General features: G+C 69.4%; 14 protein-coding genes. 2 read left to right on the top strand and 12 right to left on the bottom strand.

What is annotated here, in order from left to right; genetic code table 11:
• From eda to AAHF99_RS14940, 3 genes are all read right to left on the bottom strand, one after another.
• Positions 1-630, bottom strand: a complete 630-nt coding sequence (gene eda / locus AAHF99_RS14950) for a bifunctional 4-hydroxy-2-oxoglutarate aldolase/2-dehydro-3-deoxy-phosphogluconate aldolase (RefSeq protein WP_342165188.1) — start codon at positions 628-630, stop codon at positions 1-3.
• A 14-nt stretch (positions 631-644) separates the two neighbouring features.
• Positions 645-2468: a phosphogluconate dehydratase gene (gene edd, locus AAHF99_RS14945; protein WP_342165187.1), complete on the bottom strand. Its 1824-nt coding sequence runs from the start codon at positions 2466-2468 to the stop codon at positions 645-647.
• 114 nt (positions 2469-2582) lie between these two features.
• Positions 2583-3692, bottom strand: coding sequence for an asparaginase (locus AAHF99_RS14940; protein WP_342165186.1), 1110 nt, complete (start codon positions 3690-3692; stop codon positions 2583-2585).
• Positions 3693-3829: 137 nt separating this feature from the next.
• On the opposite strand from AAHF99_RS14940, the gene AAHF99_RS14935 reads away from it, so the two are divergent.
• Positions 3830-4039 (top strand): hypothetical protein, encoded by a 210-nt coding sequence (locus AAHF99_RS14935; protein WP_342165184.1) that lies wholly within the window; start codon positions 3830-3832, stop codon positions 4037-4039.
• On the opposite strand, the gene AAHF99_RS14930 is transcribed toward AAHF99_RS14935, so the two are convergent.
• From AAHF99_RS14930 to AAHF99_RS14905, 6 genes are all read right to left on the bottom strand, one after another.
• Positions 4036-4959 carry a DMT family transporter gene (locus tag AAHF99_RS14930; protein ID WP_342165182.1) on the bottom strand — a complete coding sequence of 308 codons (924 nt, stop codon included), beginning with the start codon at positions 4957-4959 and terminating at the stop codon, positions 4036-4038. The genes AAHF99_RS14935 and AAHF99_RS14930 overlap by 4 nt on opposite strands.
• 28 nt (positions 4960-4987) lie before the next feature.
• A complete protein-coding gene (locus AAHF99_RS14925) occupies positions 4988-6253 on the bottom strand; it encodes an arsenic transporter (protein WP_342165180.1) in 1266 nt (421 codons plus the stop codon).
• Between the two features lie 36 nt (positions 6254-6289).
• The gene (locus tag AAHF99_RS14920) at positions 6290-7549 is read right to left on the bottom strand and encodes a metallophosphoesterase family protein (RefSeq protein ID WP_342165178.1); all 1260 of its coding nucleotides are present in this window, start codon (positions 7547-7549) and stop codon (positions 6290-6292) included.
• Positions 7550-7559: 10 nt separating this feature from the next.
• The gene (locus tag AAHF99_RS14915) at positions 7560-8870 is read right to left on the bottom strand and encodes an MFS transporter (protein WP_342165176.1); all 1311 of its coding nucleotides are present in this window, start codon (positions 8868-8870) and stop codon (positions 7560-7562) included.
• Between the two features lie 134 nt (positions 8871-9004).
• Positions 9005-10384: a sigma-54-dependent transcriptional regulator gene (locus AAHF99_RS14910; RefSeq protein ID WP_342165175.1), complete on the bottom strand. Its 1380-nt coding sequence runs from the start codon at positions 10382-10384 to the stop codon at positions 9005-9007.
• Complete coding sequence (locus AAHF99_RS14905) at positions 10369-11829, bottom strand: sensor histidine kinase (RefSeq protein ID WP_342165174.1); 1461 nt, start codon at positions 11827-11829, stop codon at positions 10369-10371. Before AAHF99_RS14905 ends, AAHF99_RS14910 begins: the two co-directional genes overlap by 16 nt.
• Positions 11830-11978: 149 nt before the next feature.
• Here AAHF99_RS14905 and AAHF99_RS14900 point away from each other — a divergent pair, with 149 nt between their 5' ends.
• Entirely contained in the window at positions 11979-12308 is a 330-nt protein-coding gene (locus tag AAHF99_RS14900; protein WP_342165173.1) for an Hpt domain-containing protein, read from the top strand.
• Here the strand turns inward: AAHF99_RS14900 and AAHF99_RS14895 are convergent.
• The 3 genes from AAHF99_RS14895 to AAHF99_RS14885 all read right to left on the bottom strand — a co-directional run bounded on the left by AAHF99_RS14895 (position 12305) and on the right by AAHF99_RS14885 (position 16752).
• Positions 12305-13498 (bottom strand): sensor histidine kinase, encoded by a 1194-nt coding sequence (locus AAHF99_RS14895; protein ID WP_342165172.1) that lies wholly within the window; start codon positions 13496-13498, stop codon positions 12305-12307. The two genes, AAHF99_RS14900 and AAHF99_RS14895, sit on opposite strands and share 4 nt — an antisense overlap.
• Positions 13499-13796: 298 nt before the next feature.
• Positions 13797-15428 (bottom strand): ABC1 kinase family protein, encoded by a 1632-nt coding sequence (locus tag AAHF99_RS14890; protein ID WP_243955399.1) that lies wholly within the window; start codon positions 15426-15428, stop codon positions 13797-13799.
• A 118-nt stretch (positions 15429-15546) separates the two neighbouring features.
• On the bottom strand, positions 15547-16752 hold the full coding sequence (locus AAHF99_RS14885) for an amino acid aminotransferase (protein WP_342165171.1): 1206 nt from the start codon (positions 16750-16752) through the stop codon (positions 15547-15549).
• Positions 16753-16814: the final 62 nt, after the last annotated feature.

The raw sequence follows: 16814 nt of genomic DNA, 5'->3' as shown, positions 1-16814 counted from the left end.
TCAGGCGGACGTCCGCAAACCGGAGGCCGCCCGCGCCGCCGCCTCGATGGCGGCGGGATCCGGCACACCGGGCTTCACCACCCAGCTCCCGCCGACGCAAAGCACGGAGGGGAGGGCGAGCCAATCCGGGGCGGTGGCCTCGGTGATGCCGCCCGTTGGGCAGAAGCGCACCTGCCCGAACACGGCCGATTGCGCCTTCAGTGCCTTGATCCCGCCCGCCGCCTCGGCCGGGAAGAACTTGAACCGGTCGAGCCCGTGGTCGAGCCCGCGCATGATGTCGGCGGCGGTGGTGACACCCGGCAGGTAGGGCACGCCGTTCGCCTTGGCGGCCTCCGTCAGCGGTGCTGTGAGTCCCGGCGAGACGATGAACTCGGCACCGGCCTTCATGGCGGCGTCGAGATCGCGCGGGTTCAGCACCGTTCCGGCGCCGACCACCGCGCCCTCGACCGTCGCCATCTCCCGGATCACGTCGAGGGCGGCAGGGGTGCGCAGGGTAACTTCAAGGGCGGTGAGCCCGCCCTTCACCAGCGCCTCGGCGATGGGACGAGCCTGGGCGACGTCATCGATCACCAGAACCGGGATGACCGGCACGGAGCGCATCAGCGTGTCGATGCTGGCGAGGTCGTTCATGGTATGAATCCCTCTCAGAGGCCGGCGGCGGCGAGCATGGCCGAGGCGCCCTGCTCGGCCCCGTCGGCGCCGACGCGCATGAAGGCGAACAATTCCCGGCCCGTGCCGGCCTGCGGCTTCGGAGTCGGCGCGAGGTCGCGGGCAGCGAGGTCGGCCTCGTCCACCAGCACCTCCAAGCGACCCTCGGGGGCCGAAAGGCGCACCATGTCGCCGTCGCGCAGCCGGGCGATGGTACCGCCGGCCAGGGCTTCGGGGGTCAGGTGGATCGCGGCGGGCACCTTGCCCGATGCGCCGGACATGCGCCCGTCCGTCACCAGCGCGACCTTGAAGCCGCGATCCTGAAGCACGCCGAGCGGCGGGGTGAGCTTGTGCAGTTCCGGCATCCCGTTGGCGCGCGGACCCTGGAAGCGCACGACCACCACCACGTCCCGTTCCAACTCGCCGGCCTTGAACGCCTTCAGCACCTCGTCCTGATCGTCGAACACCCGCGCCGGGGCCTCGATGACGTGGCGCTTCTCATCGACGGCGCTGGTCTTGAACGTCGCCCGGCCGAGATTGCCCTTCACGAGGCGCATCCCGCCGTCCGGCTGGAACGGACGATCCGGCCGGCGGATCATCGTGTCGTCCAGGCTTTCGGGCACCGCGTCCTCGAACACCAGTTCCTCGCCCGACAGCTTCGGGTCGCGGGCATGGTCGCGCAGGCGCGCGCCGGAGACGGTGAGGATGTCGTCGTGCAGCATTCCGGCATCGAGCAGGGCGGACATCACGAAGCTGATCCCGCCCGCCGCGTGGAAGTGGTTAACGTCGCCCGCACCGTTCGGATAGACGCGGCAGATCAGCGGCACCACCGCCGAGAGCCGGTCGATGTCCTCCCAGTCGATGACGATGCCCGCCGCGCGGGCGATGGCCGGCAGGTGGATCGCGTGGTTGGTCGAGCCGCCCGTGGCGAGCAGCCCCACGGTGGCGTTCACGATGGCCTTCTCGTCCACGCACTTGCCGAGCGGCCGGTAATCGTTGCCGTTCGCGCCGATCTCGGTGAGCCGGTGGATCGCCGCGCGGGTCACGGCCTGCCGCAGCTTCGTGCCGGGGTTGATGAACGAGGCGCCCGGCATGTGCAGGCCCATCATGTCCATCATCATCTGGTTGGAGTTGGCCGTGCCGTAGAACGTGCAGGTGCCGGCCCCGTGATAGGAGGCGGATTCCGACTCGAGCAGTTCCTCGCGGCCGACCTTGCCCTCGGCGTAGAGCTGGCGGATCCGCACCTTCTCCTTGTTGGCGAGGCCCGAGGGCATCGGCCCGGCCGGGATCAGGATCGTCGGCAGGTGGCCGAAGCGCAGCGCGCCGATCAGCAGGCCGGGCACGATCTTGTCGCAGATGCCGAGCAGCGCCGCGCCGTCGAACATGCCGTGGCTGAGCGCCACCGCCGCCGAGAGGGCGATGGTGTCCCGCGAGAACAGCGACAATTCCATGCCGCGCTGCCCTTGGGTGACGCCGTCGCACATGGCTGGCGTCCCGCCCGCGACCTGCGCCGTGGCCCCGCGCTCGCGGGCGAAGACCTTGATCTGGTCCGGGTAGCGTCCGTACGGCTGATGGGCCGAAAGCATGTCGTTGTAGGCGGTGACGATGCCGATGTTCATCGACCGCCCGGCCCGGATCGCCGCCTTGTCCTCGCCGGAGGCCGCGAAGCCGTGGGCGAGGTTGCCGCAGGCCAGCGTCGGCCGATGGACGCCGGATTCGCGCTCCCGCTCGATCAGGTCGAGATAGGCGCGGCGGCTGTCCCGCGAGCGCTCGACGATGCGCGCGGTGACGGCCGCGACTTCCGGATGAAGGTCGCTCATGGGTGTTTCTCCTGCGGCATGCAGGTGAGACTTTACTCCAAAAATTGCCAGGGGATCACGACCGCATCGCCATCCGCCCCGCGTGACGCGCATGCCGGGCGGGGGCGGGAGAGGTCAGTATTCCCAGAAGATGCGCTGAAGCTCCTTCGTGTCGCTCGTCTTGGTGAGCGCCACGGCGGCCAGAAGCTTGGCCTTCTGCGGGTTGAGATCGTGGGAGACGACCCAACCGTACTTATCGTCGGGCTGCTCGGCGTTGCGCACCACGAACCCATCCGGCACCCGCGCCGAGCGGATGATGATCGTGCCCTTGGCGCTGATGTCCTTCAGCTTGTCCACGAGGTAATCGGCCACCGAGCCGTTGCCGGTGCCCGCGTGGATGATCGCCTTGGCCCCCGCCTGGACCTCCGTATCGTAGACGGCCGGAATCATGTTGCCCGAGCCGTAGACGATGCCCACCAACGGCAGGCTGTCGATCTGGTCGATGTCGAACTCGGAGCTGGTGTTGTGGCGCTTGGCAAGCGTCCGGTAGAAGTAGGTCTTGCCCTCGACCACCATGCCCAGCGGGCCCCACTGGCTGAAGAACGCGTTCGGGACGACGTTCGTCCGCTTGGTCACGTCGCGACCGCTCTGGATGTAGTCGCCCATCGTTACCGTGACGCCCTTGCCGATGGCCTCCTTGCTGCCGGCCACCGTCACCGCGTCGAGGAGGTTCAGGGCGCCGTCCGCCGAGAGGGAGGTGGAGGGGCGCATCGAGCCAACCACGACGATGGGCTTGTCGCTCTTCACGACGAGATCGAGGAAGAACGCGGTTTCCTCCAGCGTGTCGGTGCCGTGTGTGATGACCACGCCGTCCACGTCGTCCTGCTTCAGCAGCGTCGAGACGCGCTTGGCAAGCTGGATCAGCTTCGCGTCGGTGAAGCTCTCGGAGCCGATCTGGAAGGCCTGCTCGCCGCGCACGTTGGCGATGGTGGAGATTTGCGGCACGGCGGCGATCAGCTTGTCCACCGGCACCTTGGCCGCCACGTAGCTCGCGCTGTTCGTGGCGTCGGCGCCCGCGCCGGCGATGGTGCCGCCCGTGGCGATGATGACCACATTGGGCTTGCGCGCTTCGGTCGTCGCCTGGGAATCCGGCATCTCCTTCGCCCCGAGCGGTGCGGCCTGAAGGCCGAAGGCCAGGGCCAGCGGCAGGGCCGCCGACAGGAGGAAGCGACGACGAAGCTGCATGTAGAATCTCCCGCGACGAGCTTTCGCAGTGCGGTGATCGTAGCCGTAGCCTCGACCCTGGCAAGCGGCCGGGCCGGTTTTGGATCGCTATTCAAGCTTAGGCGTTATTCTTTCTCGGACAGAGAATGGAGGTTGCCATGCCTGATCTTTCCGATCTGATGGACGAGCTTCAGGGCAGCGAGATCGCCCGCGAGGCAATGGCGCATCTGGAAGCGGCCCTCGCCCACCGGAGCGACGCCGAGCGCGGCGCCTTCTGGCGGGCGGTGGACCTCTACTACTTCTCGCGCAAGGCGCCCCCCGAACCGGTGATCGCGGCCGAGGAGGTGGTCTCTCCGCTGCCGGCCTAGAACACCGAGATCAGGACGATGCCGGCCACCATTACGGCGGCGCCGACGAGGCGGGCCGGGCCGGCCTTCACCTGCTTCATCCCGAGCCAGCCGAAATGGTCGAGGGCGACGGAGGTGAGCAGGTTGGCGGTGATGAGCAGGCCGTTGAACGCGCCGGCCCCGACCTTGTCCACGAAGAGCAGGCCGGCGAACACCGCCACCGCCCCGGTGATGCCGGCGAGCGGCATGTACCAGCGCACGCCAGCGAGATCCTCGCGCTTGGGCAGCGGGGTCGGACGCAGCAGGAAGATGAAGGCGAAGACGAACACCACCGGCACGAAGGATACGGTGGCGGCGAGCCAGGGGTTCACCAGGGCGCCGCGCAGCTGCGCGTTCCAGACCACGCCGACGGCCATCAGCATGCCGGCCACGATGATGAACGGGTAGAGCAGCTTGCCGGCGGTGCTGGTGTGCTCGTCGCCATCCTTCTTGCCGCCCGAGCGGGCAATGAAGACGACGCCGACGGCCATGAGCAGGCCGCCGAGCCACGGCAGCGGCTTGAAGCCGGCCGCCTGCAGGCCGAACAGGCCGAACGCATCCATCGCGAGGGAGGTGATGATGTTGGCGGTGAGCGTCAGGCCGTTGAACGGCCCGGCGCCGACCTTGTCGATGAAGGCGAGGCCGCCGAACACCGCCACCGCCCCGGCGACGCCGCCGAGCGGCGCGTACCACGGCATCTTGGACAGGCTGTCCAGGCTCGGCATCGGTGTCGGCATCGTGAAGAACAGCGTCGCGAAGACGAAGACGATCGGCAGGAAGGACACCGTGGCGGCGAGCCACGGATTGACCACCTTGCCGCGCAGCTGCGCGTTCATGGAATTGCCGAGGGCCTGAAGGCACCCGGCGACGATGATGAAGGGATAAAGAAGGGTCGCAGTCACGCCGCGTGGTCTCCGGTCTTCGACAGGGTCAGAGGTAGAGAAGCGCGGCCAGCGCCAGGATCAGGGCCGGCGGCATCACCAGCACCCCAAGCTTGAGGAACTGGCCGGCGGACACGTCCTGGCCCTCGCGGCGGATCGCCGTGAGCCAGAGGATCGTGGCCAACGACCCGGTGACGGAGAGGTTCGGGCCGACATCGACGCCGATGAGGATGGCGCCTGCCACCTTCTGCGAGACCTCCGCCGTCTGCACCGCCGCGCCCGCGAGCAGGCCGGCGGGCAGGTTGTTGACGAGGTTCGAGCCGAAGGCCACGGCCGCGCCCCCCGCCCAGGCCGTCGCCGTCGGATCGGCGGAGGCGTAGGATTTCAGCGTGTCGGCCAGCAACTTGAGGACGCCGGTCTTTTCCAGGGCTTCCACCAGCACGAACAGTCCCGCCACCAGCGGCAGCACGCTCCACGACACGTCCTTGGCGACCTCGACGACGCCGCCGCGCTTGATCGCGAGCACGACGATGGCGGTGGCGAGGCCGGCGATGAAGGTCGGAAGACCGAGTTCGATGCCGGCCGCCGAGGCGCCGATGAGCGCGGCGCCGGTGAGGACGATGCCGAGGCCGGCGACCTTGCCGCCGGTCTCCAGCGGCTTCGTCTCCACGTCGGCCTCGATGTCCTGCTTGAGGGAAGAACTCTGGGTGACGCGCAGGACGAGGTAGGTCGTCACGATGGCCAGCAGAGAGGGCAGGGCGAACAGGCGCAGCCACGTCCCGAGCGGCGGCATGTTCTGCGCGAACACGACGAGGTTCGCTGGGTTCGAGATCGGCAGCACGAAGCTCGCCGCGTTGGCGATGAAGGCGCAGATGAACAGGTAGGGCAGGGGGTCCTTCACCTTCGCCGTCTTGGTCGCGGCGTAGACGGCCGGCGTCAGCACCACGGCGCAGGCGTCGTTGGAGAGGAACACCGTCACCACCGTGCCGACGATGTAGACGAGAAGGAACAGGCGCGTGGCCGAGCCCTTGGCGGCGCGCACCGCGTGGCTCGCGAGCCAATCGAACAGGCCCTCCTTCCGGGCAATCTCGGCGAGCAGCATCATGCCGATGAGGAAGAGGTAGACGTCCGTCCCCTTCGCGATGCCGTCGATGGCGACCTGCCAGGGCAGCAAGCCGAGCACCACGAGAAGCGCGGCGCCGAGCACCGCCCAGATCGCCTCAGGCCAGGAGAAGGGGCGCAGGATCACGCCCAGCGTCGCCAGGGCGGCGATGCCCCAGGTCGCGAGGTTCGGTGTCAGGGTCAGGGCACCCATCGCGGCGTCGGTCTTTCGGTCAGAAGGAAAAGGAAATCACCAGTCGCGACCGGCCCGGTTCGGGCCGAGCTGGTCGCCCCGCACGCCCTTGTCGAGCCAAGCGCCTAGGCTGCACGCATCGCTGCCGGGCCGGTCGGGGCGCATCGGGCCGACGAAGACGCTGCTCGCCGGTTCGATCACGTCGCGGTCGATGTAGTCCGGCCCGTATCCCGGCCAGCGGGGATCGATCGCCTCCACCGTCAGGCGGCGGGCGCCGTAGGTCCATGCGACGGAGGCCGTGTAGGCCGGTCCGTCCGCGATGCGCTCCATCCCCTGCCACGGCCCGTCATCGACACGGCAGCGGCAGAGCGAGGGTGCCTCGTCCGACAGCACGACCGCCCGCACGGCGATGCGGCCTGCCTCGTCGCCGCGCAGGCCGTGCGTGGCGAGGCGCCGGTCGGCGGGGCTGGTGATGAGGACGAACGGGCCGACCCTGTCGAGGGGGCGGAAGCGCCAGCTTACCTCGCCCGCATCGATGGCGCCGACCGCGTAGCCGACGGAGCCGTCCTCGTTCTGCCCGACGGAGCGGGCGGCGGCGTAGGTGGTGCGCCCGTCATGGGCCAGCTCGTTGTAGTGGGTGTGGCCCATCTCCACGAGGCGCACGCCCTGGCTCCAGAAGAGGCCGGCGACCTCCGCCGCTTCCTTCTTCTCCAGATCGTCGGGATAGGCGTGCATGAAGACCGCGCAGGTCTTCCCCTCGCGCCGGGCGCGCACGACCTCCGCGCTGAGCCAGTCCATCTGCGTGGGGCCGATGCGGAAATCGAGGCCCTTGCCCTTCTGGCCGAACCCCGCGCTGATCATGTCCACGAACAGGCAGCGCACCGCGCCGTAATCGGCGGCGTAGTAATATTGTGGGATCGACGCGCGCTGCGGATCGACCCCCGGTCCCGCCGGGGGCTGTAGGAGGTCGTTCGCCACGCTTGGATGGCGCCCGGCCATGACCGCATCGTGGAAGCGGGCGAAGTCCTCCATCGAACCGTATTGCCGGTCATGGTCGCCGGGAATGAGCAGGACCGGCAGGGAGGGCTGGCTCCGAAGCGCCTCCTCGATCAGCGCGTATTCCCCGGCGGCGCCGTTCTCGGCGATGTCGCCCGGCAAGTAGACGAAGTCGTAGGCATCCCGGCCGAACGAGGCGATCTGGTCGAGAATCGCGACGAGATCCCGGTGGTGGGGCGCGTCCCGCACCGTGAGGTGCTGGTCGCCGACATGCAGGAAGACGAAGGGCCGGGACGACCCGTCCGAGGGAAGCGTACTCATCTCGGCGTACTCAGGCGGTCGCGGCAGCGCGGGGCAGGGTGTCGTTGCCGGTCGCCCGCAGATCGTCCCGCGTTTCCGGCATCAGCATGAGGTACAGGGCGAAGCCGACACCTGCGATGGCCGCGAGGGACAGGAACGCTGCCGAGTACCCGGCCGACACGATGATGACGCCGGCCAGCGTGGCGCTGAGCGAGGCGCCGACACCTTGCGCGGTGGCGACCGCACCCTGCGCGGCGTTGAAGCGTCCGCCGCCGCGCGTCAGGTCGGCCACGACGATGGGGAACAGCGCGCCGTAGATGCCCGCGCCGATGCCGTCGAGGAGCTGCACGCCCACCAGCCAGAACGGACTGTCCGAGAAGGTGTAGAGCACGCCCCGGATCGCCAGGATGCCGAAGGCAACGAGGAAGATCGGCTTGCGGCCGATGGCGTCGGCCTTGGCGCCGACGAAGATCGCGGTCGGCACCATCACGCATTGCGCCGCCACGATGCAAATCGCGATGAGCGAAGTCGCGTGGTCCTTGCCGGAGATGTGGGTGAGCAACTGGCCGACCGAGGTCAGCATCGCCGCGTTGGCAAGGTGGAAGATCGCGCAGAGCACCGCGAACAGCAGCAGGCCCTTGCTTTTGAGCAGGGTCTTCAGGCTCGATGGCTCCTCGTCGTTCTTGGTCTCGGGGGTGGTCATGCCCCGTGCGAGGTCGTCGTCGATCTCCTTGGCCGGCACGAGCAGCATCGCGCCGATGGAGAGAGCGGCCAGGATGCCCATCAGCCAGAACACCACCACCGGGCCGAAGAAGTAGGCGAGGCCGCCCGCCGCCGCCGCCGAGACGGCGTTGCCGGCATGGTTGAAGCCTTCGTTTCGGCCGATCCGCTTCGAGAACATCTTAGGCCCGACGAGGCCGAGGGTGATCGCGGCCAGGGCCGGCGCGAAGATCACGCCCGCGACATGGGCGAGGGATTGCGTGGCGGTGACGACATAGAAGTTCGAGACGAAGGGCAGGACGAGGCAGCTCGCCGTCACCGCGATGGCGGCGATGATCACCACCGCCCGCTTGTGGTTGGTCTTGTCGATGAAGGCCCCGGCGGGCGTCTGCATCACGAGGCCGAGGATGCCCGCGATGGTCATGACGAGGCCGGTCGTCGCCTCGTTCCACCCCTGGTCCGGGCCGCGCACGGCGATGAGGTAGATCGCCAGATAAGGGCCGAGGCCGTCTCGCACGTCCGCGAGGAAGAAGTTGAGGGCGTCGAGGCCGCGCAAAGCCTTCGCCGAGGGAGCCTTCGTGCTCCCGCCCCGCGTTTCGTTCGGCAAAGCTGCCCCGGCCATGGATAAAATCCTCGATAGTCCGCCCCCGCGGACCGAGCGCCACCAAGACGCGCCACGTCAGGTGCAGTTCCGGTTGGTAGTCTCCGATGACGATTAGTTGAGCAGAACGGCCGGAACCGGCAACTTTCACCCCATTACGGTGAGTCTTCGCTGTCTGATTTAGCGACGTCCTCTGTCGTGTTTCGCGACAGTGCCGGGTCATCCACGGCGAGGCCGTAGCGTTCGATCTTCGCGTAGAGCAGTTGCCGCTGGATGCCGAGTCGCTTGGCGGCGCGGGTGCGGTTGCCGCCTTCATCCTCGAGCGCCCGCGCGATCATCCGGCGTTCGAGCCGCGCGACGGCTCCCGGCAGGTCGCCGGCCTCGTCCTCGGCCGCGTCCATTGCGGCGGGTGCGCTGCCCGGCAAGTCGATCTCGTCGGCGGCGATCATCCCGCCGCGCACCAGAACGGCGGCGCGCTCCACCACGTTGCGCAACTCTCGAACGTTGCCGGGCCACGGATAGGCGAGAAGCCGCGCCGCCGCCCCGGCGCTGAGGCGCTTGCCGAAGGCGGCGAGGAAATGCTCGGCCAGCGGCACGATGTCGGCGAGGCGGTCTCGCAGGGGCGGCATCACGATCGGTACCACGGCGAGCCGGTAATAGAGGTCGGCGCGGAAGCGGCCTTCCGCTACGAGAGCCGGCAGGTCGCGATGGGTCGCTGCCACGAGGCGGACATCGATCCGTAGCGGCCGCCCGCCGAGGGGCGTGACCGTGCGGTCCTGGATCACCCGCAGGATCTTGGCCTGCATGGCGGGGGCCATGTCGCCGACCTCATCGAGGAACAGCGTGCCCCCGGCGGCCTGGGCGAAGGCGCCGCTCCGGTCGGCCGTGGCGCCGGGGAAGCCGCCGCGCGCATGGCCGAACAACTCGATCTCCAGGAGGTCGGGCCGGATCGCGGCGCAATCCACCGGCACGAACGGCCTCTCGCGCCGGGCGGAATAGGCGTGGATGGCGCGGGCGACCTCCTCCTTGCCGGTGCCGGTCTCGCCGCCGATCAGCACCGTCGCCGGGTTGTCGGCGACGAGGCCGATGGTCTTCTGCACCCGGCGCATCGCCTCGCTCGAGCCGACGAGCCCGCCCGCCGGGCGCTTGCCCCCCTGCACGGGATCGGGCCGCGCGCGCTGAAGCATCCCGTCCAGGGCGGCAGCGAGGTCGGCCCGGCCGACCGGCTTCGTGAGATGGTCGTGGGCGCCGAGCCGCATCGCCTCGATGGTATTGGCCGGGCTCGCATAGGCGGTGAGCACGAGGACCGGCGGCGGCTCAGCTTGCGCGCGGATGCGGGCGAGGGTCGCCATGCCATCGAGATCACCCGGCATCCGCAGGTCGAGGAGCACGGCGTTCACGCCCCCCGCCGCGAGACGTGCCAGGGCTTCGCTGCCGCTCGCCGCGACGACCGGGCGGTGGCCGAGATCGCCCACCGTCTCGGCCAGACCCTCGCGCAGGGCGGCGTCGTCATCCACGATCAGGACGGTCGCCATGGCAGCTCCATGAGGAAGGTGGCGCCTTCGCCCGCCAAGGACGGCGCCAAGATCACGTCGCCCCGGTGCGCCCGCGCGATCTCGCGGACGATGGCGAGGCCGAGGCCGGTGCCGCCGGGGCGCGCGGTGGCGAAGGGCTCGAAGATCGCCGCGCGCAGATCAGGATCGACGCCTGCGCCGGCATCCGAGACGGCGATGCCTAAGAGCACGTTGCCGTCCCGGACGACACGCCGGGCCTCGACGCGGACGGTGCCGCCGTCGGGGCTGTGCTGGATCGCGTTGAGGATCAGGTTTTCCACCGCACGCACGATCTGCGCCCGGTCGAGATGCGGATCGTCCCCCGGCGGCAGGCTGTCCGTCTCGACGGCGATGCGGACATCACGCGCCTCGGCCAAGTCCCGGTGGTCCTGCGCGCATTCCGTCAGCAGCGGGCCGACCGGCACCGGGCTGCGGGCGATGGAGCGTAGCTGCGTGAGGTTCAGGAGATCGCGCAACAGGGCATCGACGCGGGCGATCTGCCCGATCACCGATCTCAGGGCGGTCGCGGCCCGTTCGGGTTCGCCGTTGGCCAAGGCGTTCTCGGCCTTGAGCCGCATGGCGGCGATGGGGTTGCGGATCTCGTGGGCGAGGTCGGCGGCGAGTCGCCCCACCGCCGCGAGGCGTTCGGCGGCCACGGCCCGCTCGCGGGCGGCGCGCAGCCGCCCCCCGGCGGCGTTCAGGGCATCGACCAACCGGTCGAGTTCCGATTCTCCCGTCCGCTGCAGGTGCGGCAGTTCCTCGGCCTCCGCGAGGGGCGAGGCGAGGGCAGCCTCCAATTGCGCGATCCGGCGGGAGAAGCCGATGAGGAACCGCCCGAGGAAGATCGCGGCGCCGACCACCGTCACCGCCAGGAAGCCGAGGCCGACGAGCAGCCGCGTGTAGGACGGTCCCTCGGCCACATGGGCGCGGATCATCGTCCAGGCGGTGGCGTCGGGGCCGTAGGCGCGCAGCGGACAGCCCTGGAGCACGAGCACCTGCGTCCGGTTCGGTCGCCGGAGCGTCACGGCGTGGTCCACCTGCAGAGCCTCGGTCGTCACCGCCGCGATGACCGGGCGCTCGGCCTCGGGCAGGTCGGTCTTCGGGCCAGTGCCCTCGTAGGTCGGGAAGGCGTAGGCGACCGAATCGCCGGAGGCCGTCCAGATGCCGCCCTCGACGCCGGGCAGGGCTTCGAGGGCCAGGGCGACGATGCGCTCCGGGGCGGTACCCGGCGGGAGCGGACCCTTTCGTCCGGCCACCCGGTCGATGATCTCGCGGCATCCGCGCGTCACCGCCACCTCGGCTTCGGCCACCTGCACGGCGGTCGATTGGCCATAGAGCCCGTAAAGCAGCAGCCCCGTGGCCGCGCCGGAGGCGAGCAGCATCATCCAGAGCGCGGACAGGCGCGCCCGCAGGCTGTTCGTCCTCAAGGGCGGGCTCCGCGCGGCACCGTCGGGCTCCGGGATCCGCCCCGGAGCGACATCGTGACCGGTGGGGCCCGGAGGGGTTGGATGATGACGGTCAGCGGGGCATCCTGTGACCTGTGAAGTCAACCGATGTATGAAAAGGGACAGTGCCATTGTCCACGCCCGCCCTCGTCAATGCGAGCACGCTCTCCGAACTCGGTGACGTGATCGGGCGGGAACGATTGGAGAAGCTGGTCGCCCGCTTCTCTCAGGCCCTGGCCGACGCCTTTCCGGAGGGCGAACGCCCGACCGTCGAGATCGGGCGCGAGGCGCACACCCTGGTCTCGATGTCCGGCATGCTCGGCTGCGACGCCTTCAGCGCCGCCTGCCGCATTCTCGAGCGCGAGGCGAAGGCGGGCGATGGCATCGCCGCGCCCCTCGCCGAAGCGCGGCGCCTGCGTGACGCCACCCTCGGCGCCCTCTCGGAGAACAGCCTCGCCTAGCTCGCCCGCTGGAAGATCTGAGCCTCGGCGGGCAGGGGCGGCAGGGGGCTCTCGAAGGTGAGCACCGCACCGCTCGCGGGGTAATCCAGCGTGACCGCGCCGCCGAAGCTGTGGGCGAGGCTGCGGGCGATCAGCCGCGTGCCGAAGCCCGTGCGCGTCGGGGGCGCGACCCGCGGCCCGCCGATCTCCTCCCAGCGGAAGCACAGGACCGGATCGCCCTCGGGCCGGGCCTCGACCACGTGCCACGTCACCGCGACATGGCCGGCGGGGGTGGAGAGCGAGCCGTACTTCGTGGCGTTGGTGCCGAGTTCGTGCAGCATCAGCGCCAGCGTCATGCCCTGGTGGGCGTTCAGCGTGACGTCCGGCCCCTCCACCCGGAAGCGGCCCGGCACGCCGTCGCCGTGCAGCGACACGGCCGTGCCCACGAGGGCCGAGAGCGAGGCGCTGGCGAAGGAGCCCTGCACCAAGACGTCATGCGCCTGCGCCAGCGCGAGGAGCCGCGCGGAAAGCGAATCCGAGGCGGTTTCGAGGGAGACGGCGTTGCGCAGGGTCTGCGCCGCCACCGCCTGCACCAGCGCCAGCGTGTTCTTCATGCGGTGGGCGAGTTCCTGCATCAGCAGGGTTTGCCGCGCCTCGGTGGTCTTCAACTCCGTGATGTCGCGGGCGACCGCCAGGATCCGCTCCGGCCGCTCGTCGGCCCCGTGGATCGACGTCACCGCGATGTCCCACCACGTCGAGATCCCGCGCACCTCCAGTTCCGCCTGGAACCGGTTGGCGCGGCCGAGCCGGGCCGAGTGCAGGCCGGAGAGCACGGCGTTGCGGCTGTCGGGGCAGATCCAGAAGTCGACCCAGAGCTGGCCGAGCGCCCCCGCCGCGCTGACGAGGCCGAGGATCGAGGGGCCGTTCTCGCTGAGCGTGATCAGCCGACCGTCGAGATCGAGCACCGCCACGAAATCGTTCGTGGTCCACAGCAGGCGCCGGTTGAATTCCTCGCTGGCCTGGAGCTTCGCGTTCAGTTCCTCGGCGCTGGCGAGGCGGGTGGCGCTGTGCTCGGCGGCGATGCGACCGCTCTCGACCATGCGGTTGAGGCGAGCGTTGCGGCGCATCTCGCTGTCGGCGAGTTCCGTCGCCTGACTCAGCAGGAGACGCAGCCGCGCGTTCTCGGCCTCGAGATCTTCGCGGCGGACCACGACCGGTTCCAGGTCAGTCAACGCAACAAGCAGATCCATCGCAGCGCCCCCGCCGTACCCCACCGGAGGCCCCGTCACGGGGCTCGAGCCCCGCGAAGGCGCGGTCGGCGACGGTCAGATCGGAGCGAAGACGGCGGTGGCGGACTGGGTCCGCTTCTTGGTCGCCGCCCCCGCCCGCAACCACGCGATTCGAGGGGTGCTCGACCGTATCATGCGGCCAAGCTGCCGCAAGCGAAGACTGTGTCAGCTCGCTTGCGACAAAAGCGACGGATCCCGAGAATTGTATTCGATGAGACGGTCAGCGTTTTCGCATAAGCAATACCAACCACCCAATACCGAGAATAAATACGACGAGTCCGATTGACACAAAAACCGGAGTGCCGAGGTCGATGAGCCGGGGGGCGAGCTGAGTAGCGAAGGCCGCGACCACGAGGGCCACCGCGACGCGGGCGGCGGCGCGCTCGATCCCGCGCGTGACCTTGTCGAGGCCCTTGATCTCGATCTCGACGGTGACGCGGCCCTGCTTCAGCCGCACCAGCATCAAGTGGATGAGCGTCGGCAGTTCGGAGGCTGCGCCGTAGAGGCCCGCGCCCAGGGCCTCGGCCTTCTGCTTCAGCCCATCGAGGGAGAATTGCGAGCGCATGCTCGCCCGCACCGTCGGCGCGGCTGCGGCGAAGAGGTCGAAGTTCGGATCGAGGTGGCGCATCACGCCGTCCGCCGTCACGAGACCCTTGAACAGGATCGCGAGGTCGGTCGGCATCGCGAGGTCGTTCTCGCGGGCCATGTTCATGAAGTCTGTGAGGACAAGCCCGAGGTTGAGCGGGATCGTGGAGTGGCTTTCCACGAAGGCCTGCGCCGAGACCTGGAGCTTTGTGAGGTCGGGGTTGCTCGTGCCGGTCCAGTCGAGCAGCACGGCCATCAGGCCGTCCGCGTCCTGCTTCAGCATCGCGCCGATCAGCACGAGGAGCTGGTTGCGCCGCCGCTGCGACAGGCGGCCGATGATGCCGAAATCGATGAAGCCGATCCGGTTGCCCGCCATCGCCAGCATGTTGCCGGGGTGCGGGTCGGCGTGGAACTGCCCCTCGATCAGGGCCATCTGCAGGAAGGCGTCGGTGCCCTTCTGGGCCAGCATCTTCTTGTCGATGCCCGCCGCCGCCAGGGCGGCCTCGTCGTTGGGCGGGATGCCGTGGATGAAATCCTGCACCAGCACCCGCTCGGAGCAATACTCCCAGTGGATGCGCGGGAACACGATGTCGTCGCGCCCCTCGAAGATCTGCGCCAGCTGCTCGCAGTTGCGGGCCTCGTTGAGCAGGTCCAGCTCGCCGTTCAGGCCGTCGGCGAGGTGGCGCATCTGCTCGCGGGGCTGGTAGCGGGCCATGTCCGGCCACTCCGCCTCCACGATGCGGGCGCCGTGCGCCATCAGCCGCAGGTCGGCCTCGATGATCTTGCGCAGGTTCGGCCGCACCACCTTGACGATGACGTCCTCGCCCGAATGCAGCCGCGCCCGGTAGACCTGGGCGATGGAGGCCGAAGCGAGGGGTTCGATGTTGAACTCGGCGAAGATCTCCGCAGCCGGGCCGCCGAGGTCCTGCTCCAACTGGTCTTTGATCTGCTCCCACGGCACGGGAGGGACCTGGCTGTGCAGCTTCTGCAACTCCTCCGTCCAGGCGGGGGAGAGGAGATCGGGCCGGCTCGCGAGGATCTGGCCGAACTTGATGAAGGTCGGCCCCAGCGCCTCGATGGCCCGGCGCATCCGCTCGGGCTCGGAGAGACGGGTGACGTCGACACGCGGCTGGCGGCGCGGCAGCAGCGGAAGCGCACGCAGCCCGAGACGGTCCACGACGCGGGTGACGCCGAAACCGATCAGGATCGAGGCAATCTCCGACAGCCGCTGGCGGTCGCGTGCGGCAACGAAGGCGGTTTTGAGCATGAGGCTGGCGGCATTCCTGAATGGGGCTTCACCGCAGCCCGATCTTAAGGACTTTTTTGGGACCTACTTACGCAGATCCGCTGCCGGCATCGCCGCAGGGCGATGCCGGCGTGGCGGTTCAGCCCTGCACGGCGCCGTCGATGGCGTCGAGAACGCGGTCGATGTTGTGGGTGTTCAGGGCGGCGACGCAGACGCGGCCGGTCTCGAGTGCGTAGACCTCGTGCTGCTCGCGCAGGCGGACGGCCTCGTCCGGGCTGAGGCCGGTATACGAGAACATGCCCTTCTGCACCTTGATCGCCTCGAAGCCCCGGTCGGGGTGACGCTGGTGAAGGCTGTCGGCCATGCGCACCCGCATCTCCTGAATGCGCTCGCGCATCTGGCCGAGCTCCTTCTCCCAATCGGCCCGGAGCGCCGGATCGGTGAGCACGATCTCGACGATGGCGGCGCCGTGCGTCACCGGGTTGGAGTAGCTCCACCGCACCAGCCGCTTGGCCAGGGCCTCGACCTTGGCGCGCATGGCCGGATCGGCAGCGACGATGGTCAGGGCGCCGACGCGCTCACCGTAGAGCGAGAACGACTTCGAGAACGACGAGGCGACGAAGAACTCCTGGCCCGATTCGGCGAAGCGGCGCACCGGCCCGGCATCCGCGTCGAGGCCCAGGCCGAAGCCCTGGTAGGCGATGTCGAGGAAGGGGATAAGCCCGCGCTTCTGCATCAGCGGCACGAGGTCGGCCCATTCCTCGTCCGTCAGGTCGGCGCCGGTCGGGTTGTGGCAGCAGGCGTGCAGCACGACGATGGAGCCGGCCGGCATCGTCTCGAGGGCCGCGCGCATGGCCGGGTAGTCGGCACCGCCGGTCTCATTGTTGAAGTAGGGGTAATCCACCACGGTGAAGCCGGCCTGGGTGAACAGGGCGCGGTGGTTTTCCCAGGTCGGGTCGCTGACGGCGACGGTGGCGCCGGGCTTCAGCTTGGCGAGCACGTCGGCGCCGATCTTCAGGGCGCCCGTCCCGCCGACGCTCTGGAGCGTGGCGGCGCGATTCTGCGAGAGGATCGCCGCGCCCTCGCCGAACAGCAGCGCCTGCACCGCGTCGCGGAACGGCTTCGTGCCCTCGATGGGCCGGTAGGTCTTCGGCAGGCCCTTCTCGATCCAGCGCTTCTCGGCCTCCTGAACCGCCCGCAGGCGCGGCACCTTGCCCTCCGCGTCGGTGTAGACGCCGATGGCGAGGTTCAGCTTGCCCGGACGGGTGTCGGCATTGAACGCCTCGAACAGGCGCATGATGGGGTCGAGCGGCGCATCCTGGATGCCGGCGAACAACGAGGTCATGGAATTGGTCCCGAAACGGCTGAGGCGACCCGCCGGGGACGATGCTTCGCCGCCGCGGTACT

This window comes from Methylobacterium litchii, assembly GCF_038442315.1.
GTDB classification, from domain to species: Bacteria; Pseudomonadota; Alphaproteobacteria; order Rhizobiales; family Beijerinckiaceae; genus Methylobacterium; species Methylobacterium litchii.
The sequence above is the reverse complement of the archived record's forward strand: the minus strand, read 5'-3'. Positions and strand labels throughout refer to the sequence as shown.

Bases quoted from the DNA above. Each gene is read 5' to 3' on its own strand.
- AAHF99_RS14910 (WP_342165175.1), bottom strand. From the start codon at position 10,384: ATGGCGACCGTCCTGATCGTGGATGACGACGCCGCCCTGCGCGAGGGT.
- AAHF99_RS14890 (WP_243955399.1), bottom strand. From the start codon at position 15,428: ATGCTCAAAACCGCCTTCGTTGCCGCACGCGACCGCCAGCGGCTGTCG.
- AAHF99_RS14935 (WP_342165184.1), top strand. From the start codon at position 3,830: ATGCCTGATCTTTCCGATCTGATGGACGAGCTTCAGGGCAGCGAGATC.
- AAHF99_RS14940 (WP_342165186.1), bottom strand. From the start codon at position 3,692: ATGCAGCTTCGTCGTCGCTTCCTCCTGTCGGCGGCCCTGCCGCTGGCC.
- AAHF99_RS14885 (WP_342165171.1), bottom strand. From the start codon at position 16,752: ATGACCTCGTTGTTCGCCGGCATCCAGGATGCGCCGCTCGACCCCATC.
- AAHF99_RS14915 (WP_342165176.1), bottom strand. From the start codon at position 8,870: ATGGCCGGGGCAGCTTTGCCGAACGAAACGCGGGGCGGGAGCACGAAG.
- eda (WP_342165188.1), bottom strand. From the start codon at position 630: ATGAACGACCTCGCCAGCATCGACACGCTGATGCGCTCCGTGCCGGTC.
- edd (WP_342165187.1), bottom strand. From the start codon at position 2,468: ATGAGCGACCTTCATCCGGAAGTCGCGGCCGTCACCGCGCGCATCGTC.
- AAHF99_RS14920 (WP_342165178.1), bottom strand. From the start codon at position 7,549: ATGAGTACGCTTCCCTCGGACGGGTCGTCCCGGCCCTTCGTCTTCCTG.
- AAHF99_RS14925 (WP_342165180.1), bottom strand. From the start codon at position 6,253: ATGGGTGCCCTGACCCTGACACCGAACCTCGCGACCTGGGGCATCGCC.